Here is a 6,000-nt window from a genome sequence, read left to right on the forward strand (position 1 = left end):
ATTGCGTGCTTACGTAATGACGTAGATGCGTCAGTCCGTAGTTCGTTGCGGCAAGCTCGGGCGTGAGCGGTTAACAGGCGCTTACCATGTTCCTATCTCGATGCCAGCAGCCGTGGCGCGGTCGGGAGTGCGCAAGGCTGAACGAGCCGTAATGATATGGCCGTCCAGCGGTGCGGTGCATAGGAAGGGTTGATCGGCTAGCGAGGCCTGGGTGCAGCCAGCCGGCCCGTACTGGCTGTCCGCATCAACGGGCTGTCGCGGCAGATGGCTGAGCCGGGAACGAGATCGTCACAGTCACACCCGCCTCGCTGCGGAGGTCGATGTCACCCCTGAGTTGCTCCACCAGCGAGCGCACCAGCCCAAAGCCGAGCGAACCCTCCCGCATGCCCGACATGCCAACCCCATCGTCCTGGATGATCAGCTCGATCCGACTCGGCTGAGGGCGGGACATCCGGGCGAGGATTGTACCCGAGCGAGGGGGCGGGAACGCGTACTTCACGGCGTTGGTGATCAACTCGGTCATCGCCAAGCCGAGCGGAATGGCCTGATCGGCGCTGATAAGGATCCCCGCCTCCACCTCGGTCTCCAGGTCGATGCGATCGTCGCCTGGGATGATCGCCTGCAGCGCACCGCACAGATCGGCCACGTAGCTGCCGGCATCGACCTGCTGCACGTTCTGCGATTTGCTCAGTAGATCGTGAGCCCGCGCCATCCCGTTGATCCGCTCCCGGACCTCGGCAAACAGCACCTTCACCGTCGGGTCGGCTTGGCGTCGCGCCTGCAGGCCCAAGAGCGCTGCGGCGATCGACAGGCTGTTCTTGGCGCGGTGGTTGACCTCGACCAGTAGCATCTCACGCTCGGCTGCCAGCCTCCTCATCTGCTCATTCGCGGCTTCCAGCTCACGGGTTCGTGCCGCCACACGCTGTTCCAGCTCCGCGGTCAGCGCCTGCAGATCCTTCTCGGCATCAAAGCGGCGCGTGATGTCGAGGTAGGACAGGAAGTGGTTGGTGACGGTGCCCTGGCCGTCGTCCAGCGGACTGGCAAACAGCATGGCTCGGAACGGCCTGCCGTCCTTGGCGTACTGCAGGATCTCCAGGGTCGCGTCGCTGCCCTCGTCGATCGCGGCCTCGTACTGCTGAATGGCCGCGGGGTCGGTGTCTTCCCCGTTCATGAAGTGCGGATCCTGCCCGGCCAGCTCGTCCAGCGAGTAGCCTGACAGCTCGACGAAGGCTTGGTTGGCGAAGATGATCGGGTTGCCGGGCAGGGTGGCGTCCGTGACCATCATCGGCATGCGGGTGAGCCGCACCGCATCGACGAAGATCCCGCCATGCTGGCGGATCGCCTCGATGTGCCGTTCGGCCAGCGTCCGTCCCGTCGTCCCCGCGAGATCCTGCTGAAATTCGTTCATGGCCGACCGTAGGGCAGCACCGGCCTCCCGCCTAATGCCCTGACAGTTTGACGAGCTAAGCAGCCGTGGCGTCCGGGCCTGACGCGTCGGTTCCCCGCCCTTTGCGGAAGTGTCTCCTCACGAGTCGGAGACGTGGCTCATCCGGCCTCGTAAGATCTTCACACGGTAGCGCTCACAAACTCAAGGTTGGCAGTTAGGTCTGACCACCGATCGACGTCCGTAACTTTATGTCTCATTGGCGCGTTGATGAAGTTGCACTGTCGTGCCCACCGGGTTCCGCCTCTGCTGAGGAAGCCCGATGCCCCACTACTATTTCGACCTTCATGCTGGAAGCTTGTCCGAATGGGACGATGAGGGACTGGAGGCAGAGAACATTGATGAAGCCATTGCCCTTGCCAAGGACATGCTGGTCGTTGCGATCGCGCATCAGGACCGGCTTCAGGGCGACCGGCACGCCGTGGTCGTGGTCCGCGATGAGAACGGCAACCAGTTCGCGACTGCGACGGCTACTGCGGTCAGCGAAGCGCAGGTCGTTTGGACGGAGCCGTCTCCTCAAGATAACTTCCCCTGAAGGCTGACTGTCATCAGGCTCTTCCGGCCGTGCATGCCAGTCGCTGCTCCGTGCCGCGCGGGCCTGGGTCTGCAGCGGCCAGGATCCGTTGGAGCCTAAGCGATGATTGAAGCCGCCATCCTCGCCGCCCTGGCAGCCACCTTCGGTGCTGCCGTGGCCGGCGCCGTCAGTGGACCGGGGTCGGAATGATCATCACCGCCGCCATTCTTTTGACGCCCGCCGTACTGGTTGGTCTGGGCGCCCTCGTGGTGGCGTTGTTCAAGGCACCCAGGCGCCGACGCCGAACTGCTCTGCGCAACAAGGCACAAGGCCACGGGCATTGATGACCATGCTGTCCGGCCGCCGCTTTCCGGCGCCCTGGCAGGCTGTAGAGCTCGAAGACGCGTACTGCATCCAGGACGTCAACGGCTTCCCAGTGGCCTACGTCTACTTCGCTGATGATTTGCAGCAGCGCGCGGGCACGGATCGCATGTCGCGCAGCGAGGCACGGCGCATGGCGGTTCGGATCGCTGCTCTGCCTGAACTGCGGCAGGCGCTTCGCAAGCAAAGCGCGCAAACTTAGTAATCCCGTGCCGACCCGGCGCAAGAACCGAAACGCCCGCCCGGCCCGCCGTAGGGGACATTTTCGTTTGAACCAAGTGGAAAATTGGTCATGGTACGCTTTACTGTTTCATACACGAACAACACAGGAACCATCATAACAAAACATGAGACGACTAGATCAGCTCTAGAAGAAGCGCGCGAATACATTTGCAAAGGATACCATGATGTTACGCTAACGGATCTTGGAACCGGAGAGAAACACGACGCAACTGACATCAAGAAAAGCCTTGACCGTATTGATAAATTAGATCGTAATACGTAACTTTAAAACCGAGGGTGCGTCCATATAGGCATATCGTCACGAGCAAATGACAAATATAACTTGAACAATACGTTATGTTGCGGTGCGCATATACTTAATTCAAAGATAGGATATACTAAACCTGCCCGTCCATACGACAGGCGTTTCCCGTACCGACTAACCCGTCTGGCATAGCCGAGGCGGGTTTTATTTTTCGACGGTCAATAATCAGCATTCGAGCACGTGCGCGGGAGCACCGCCGAGTCCTGCGGTTCATGAGAGCTTACTCCGTGCAACCAATGCTCCTGATGGAGGGCCGGATGGCCCACGCTCCAGCGACCCGACAGACGATTAAGCTCGATGAGGGCGATGTGACCATTCTGCTTCCGGCCGACCTGTCCCAGAAGAGCATCGGCATACTCCGGATCCGGATCGAAATGCTGGCCGCAGAGCTGGGCTCAAAAAGTAATAACGATGACCAATCCTACTTGCGTGGATTGGCCGGTTTGGCAGCTCACGTCGCCAATTGACGGGTAGCGGTAGCCGCTCGCCGATGGACCACTTCACGGGCGGCGGATCCGCTTGAGCTAGATCAACGTCGAGCAGAATTGAGGTGGCATGTTGAAATGCTAGTTGGATCGGGGAAGGCGCTTGTTACCCCCTCACGGTGCGCACTGGGCCGATCCACGTAAGCCGCCGCGCCCGCGAAGTCCCGTGACGGACTGGCCTAAAGACACAGCTACTCGACGGTGCACCATTTCACGGACGGCAGATCCGGCCCCGATGTCCTGGGGCTCACCTGATGGAACCGCCTAGGACCCGGCTCAGCAGCCGCTGCAGATGCCGCCCATCGTCCGCTTGGTCTTGGCGTCCATGGCCTTCTGCCGCTCGTCAAACTCCCGCTGCATCTTATTTCGATCCGGGTTCATTTGAGCCACCGGGGCCTTCGCGTCCGTGCTGCCGGGATTGGTTGGATTGCCCCTCGTCTGCGGCAAAGCTGCCGGTGTGGGCTGCCTATGTGCAGTGGGAGCGGCTATTGCCGAGGTGGCAACGAGTGCGAGCGCAATTGCAGACCGGATCATCAAGGCGCCTCCGACGCGAGGACTGACGATAGCATCCTGGATCCACTCGTCTAATAGCGGTCCTCCGTTGCAAATCCCGACCCCGCACTTGGCTCGTCATTTTCGTTGGGAGCAGTCTCCGGCTCACGTTGCGGGCGCGCGGGGCGCGGCTTGTTCGTCGGACTCGTTGGCGCTGCCTTCGCGCTAGGAGAAGGACTGGGCGGCCCCATTTTCCCCCCAGGGCCGGGTGGCCCTTGAGGTCCGGGTGGTCCTTGGAGGCCACGTGCGCCAGGAGGTCCTGCTTGGCCGTCCCTTCCGGCAACACCGGCTGGACCAGCCGGACCGGGCTCGCCCTGCTCCCCTTCCGGCCCGGGCGGCCCTTGCGGACCCGGAGGACCCATCGGCCCGGATTGCCCTGCTGGCCCGATATCGCCTCGTGTGCCCGTTTCACCGTGCGGGCCGGGCGGTCCTGCCGGACCCACAAGCCCTGGCGCCTGCGAACCTTGCTCACCTTGTGGACCGCGCTGACCACACTCGCCAACTACGACATCACGCGTTTTGCGAGCCGTGCGAAGGGTTACGATGCAGGCGGCCGGATGATAAACAACGTGAAACTCGAAGTACCCACGTTTATCGGTTCTATGCGGAAATCTTCCGTCGATAGTGATCTCGGTATCAGGCTCTTCAACATAACCCAAAACCCATAATTCTCCACCGGTAATCTTAGCGGCATCAATCTTGATTTCAGCAATAACTATAGATTGGAACGAAAAATATATCGCGCAAGCCAAGATAACTACATTATATCTTGCTGCACCGAACATAATAGATTCCAAGAAGTATCATAACCAGAATGTATAAAATGCATCGGAATAAAAATAACAGCCGTCAGTTTTGATCAAATCTGCTGGGGATTGAAGAGGGCAAATTAAATCACGTGTCCGCCAGCGAGTTCGCCGTTGCATGAGCGGCTTCGAACCCGCCGCACCTGGGTCGCCGACCACGCTCCACCCCGGGCGGCTGGGATGCCTCGGCCGTTCAGCGCCGCCGCGATCTGGCGTAGGGAGACGGCACCCTCGGCGCGCACTCGGGCGATTACCGGCGCGAGGTCCAGGGCCCGTTCCTCGGCCCGCTGCGTCTGGCGCGCCCGACTGTGCACCTGCCCGACCTCGCGGTTCGACAGGTTCGCCGGCTTGCCCAGGCGCACGCCGCGTGCCTTAGCGGCCGCCAGCGCGGCCTTGGTCCGAGCGCTGATCATCTTGCGCTCGGCCTGGGCGACCACGGCCATGATGCCGACCACCAGCTCGTTCGCCTCGGGCATGTCAGCCGCCACGAACCGCACACCGGCCTTCTGCAGGTTCAGCAGGAAGGCGGCATCGCGGGACAGCCGGTCGAGTTTGGCGATGACCAGCGTGGCCCCGTGCAGTCGGCACAGCGCCATGGCCTCCGAGAAGCGAGGGCGGTTGTCCCGGGACCCGCTCTCGACCTCGACCAGTTCAGCCACGTGGCGCCAGGAGCCACCCGCGAGGGAAGTCGGCCACGGCGCGCCGCTGCGCCTCTAGCCCCAGCCCGGATCGGCCCTGCCGTTCGGTCGAGACCCGCAGGTAGGAGACGAAGGCGGAAGCCATGCTGATTTCGCGGGGTGTCTCGTTGGGTCGAACGGTCGTTTAACCGAATGAAACACCCGACCGCGATGACGCTGGAGACACACCGACGCTTCCTCGGGATCGCCCTCGAACCCATCTCAGGACTATCCGCCGCAGACGCGGTCGAGGTGCGCGAGGCCGGGTGCAGCCCGTCGACTGGTTCGGCCTCTCCTTCGCCCCGGCGGGGATGAGCGCGATGATCCATCCCGTCAGCTGCGGCTGGAGGCACCATCAGCCTGCTAACGACGACAAGCGGAGCGGTTCAGATGTCTTCCATCCACTCGACATGGCCATCGGAGAGGCCGTAGCGCGCGCCCACGACCTTGACCGCCCCGGCGCCCAGCGCCTCCTTGATCACCAGGCTCTGCGTCGTCAGCCGCTTGGCGACGCGGCGGGCGTTGCTCCGCACCGAGGCCTCGAGGAGGTCGCCGCCCTGGCTCCTGGCCTCCAGCACGGCCGGCACGATCGGC

The 6,000-nt window shown here is 62.3% G+C and carries 5 protein-coding genes and 2 pseudogenes; 4 read left to right on the top strand and 3 right to left on the bottom strand.

Annotated elements, in window-relative coordinates; all coding sequences use genetic code 11:
- Positions 1–244: 244 nt before the first annotated feature.
- Entirely contained in the window at positions 245–1,291 is a 1,047-nt protein-coding gene (locus MFF58_RS27565; RefSeq protein ID WP_238292808.1) for a histidine kinase dimerization/phosphoacceptor domain -containing protein, read from the bottom strand.
- Between the two features lie 415 nt (positions 1,292–1,706).
- On the opposite strand from MFF58_RS27565, the gene MFF58_RS27570 reads away from it, so the two are divergent.
- The 4 genes from MFF58_RS27570 (at position 1,707) to MFF58_RS27585 (ending at position 3,353) form a co-directional block, all read left to right on the top strand.
- Positions 1,707–1,979, top strand: coding sequence for a DUF6894 family protein (locus tag MFF58_RS27570; protein WP_238292811.1), 273 nt, complete (start codon positions 1,707–1,709; stop codon positions 1,977–1,979).
- 185 nt (positions 1,980–2,164) lie between these two features.
- Positions 2,165–2,302, top strand: a complete 138-nt coding sequence (locus MFF58_RS27575; RefSeq protein ID WP_238292814.1) for a hypothetical protein — start codon at positions 2,165–2,167, stop codon at positions 2,300–2,302.
- Positions 2,302–2,541: a hypothetical protein gene (locus tag MFF58_RS27580; RefSeq protein WP_238292817.1), complete on the top strand. Its 240-nt coding sequence runs from the start codon at positions 2,302–2,304 to the stop codon at positions 2,539–2,541. The genes MFF58_RS27575 and MFF58_RS27580 overlap by 1 nt, the downstream gene beginning before the upstream one ends.
- 602 nt (positions 2,542–3,143) lie before the next feature.
- Positions 3,144–3,353 (top strand): hypothetical protein, encoded by a 210-nt coding sequence (locus MFF58_RS27585; protein WP_238292820.1) that lies wholly within the window; start codon positions 3,144–3,146, stop codon positions 3,351–3,353.
- A gap of 1,459 nt (positions 3,354–4,812) precedes the next feature.
- Here MFF58_RS27585 and MFF58_RS27590 read toward each other — a convergent pair.
- Positions 4,813–5,512: pseudogene (locus MFF58_RS27590) on the bottom strand (recombinase family protein).
- 280 nt (positions 5,513–5,792) lie between these two features.
- A pseudogene (locus MFF58_RS27595) lies at positions 5,793–6,000 on the bottom strand (carbonic anhydrase); the annotation flags it as partial.

This window comes from Methylobacterium longum (genome assembly GCF_022179385.1).
GTDB lineage: Bacteria > Pseudomonadota > Alphaproteobacteria > Rhizobiales > Beijerinckiaceae > Methylobacterium > Methylobacterium longum.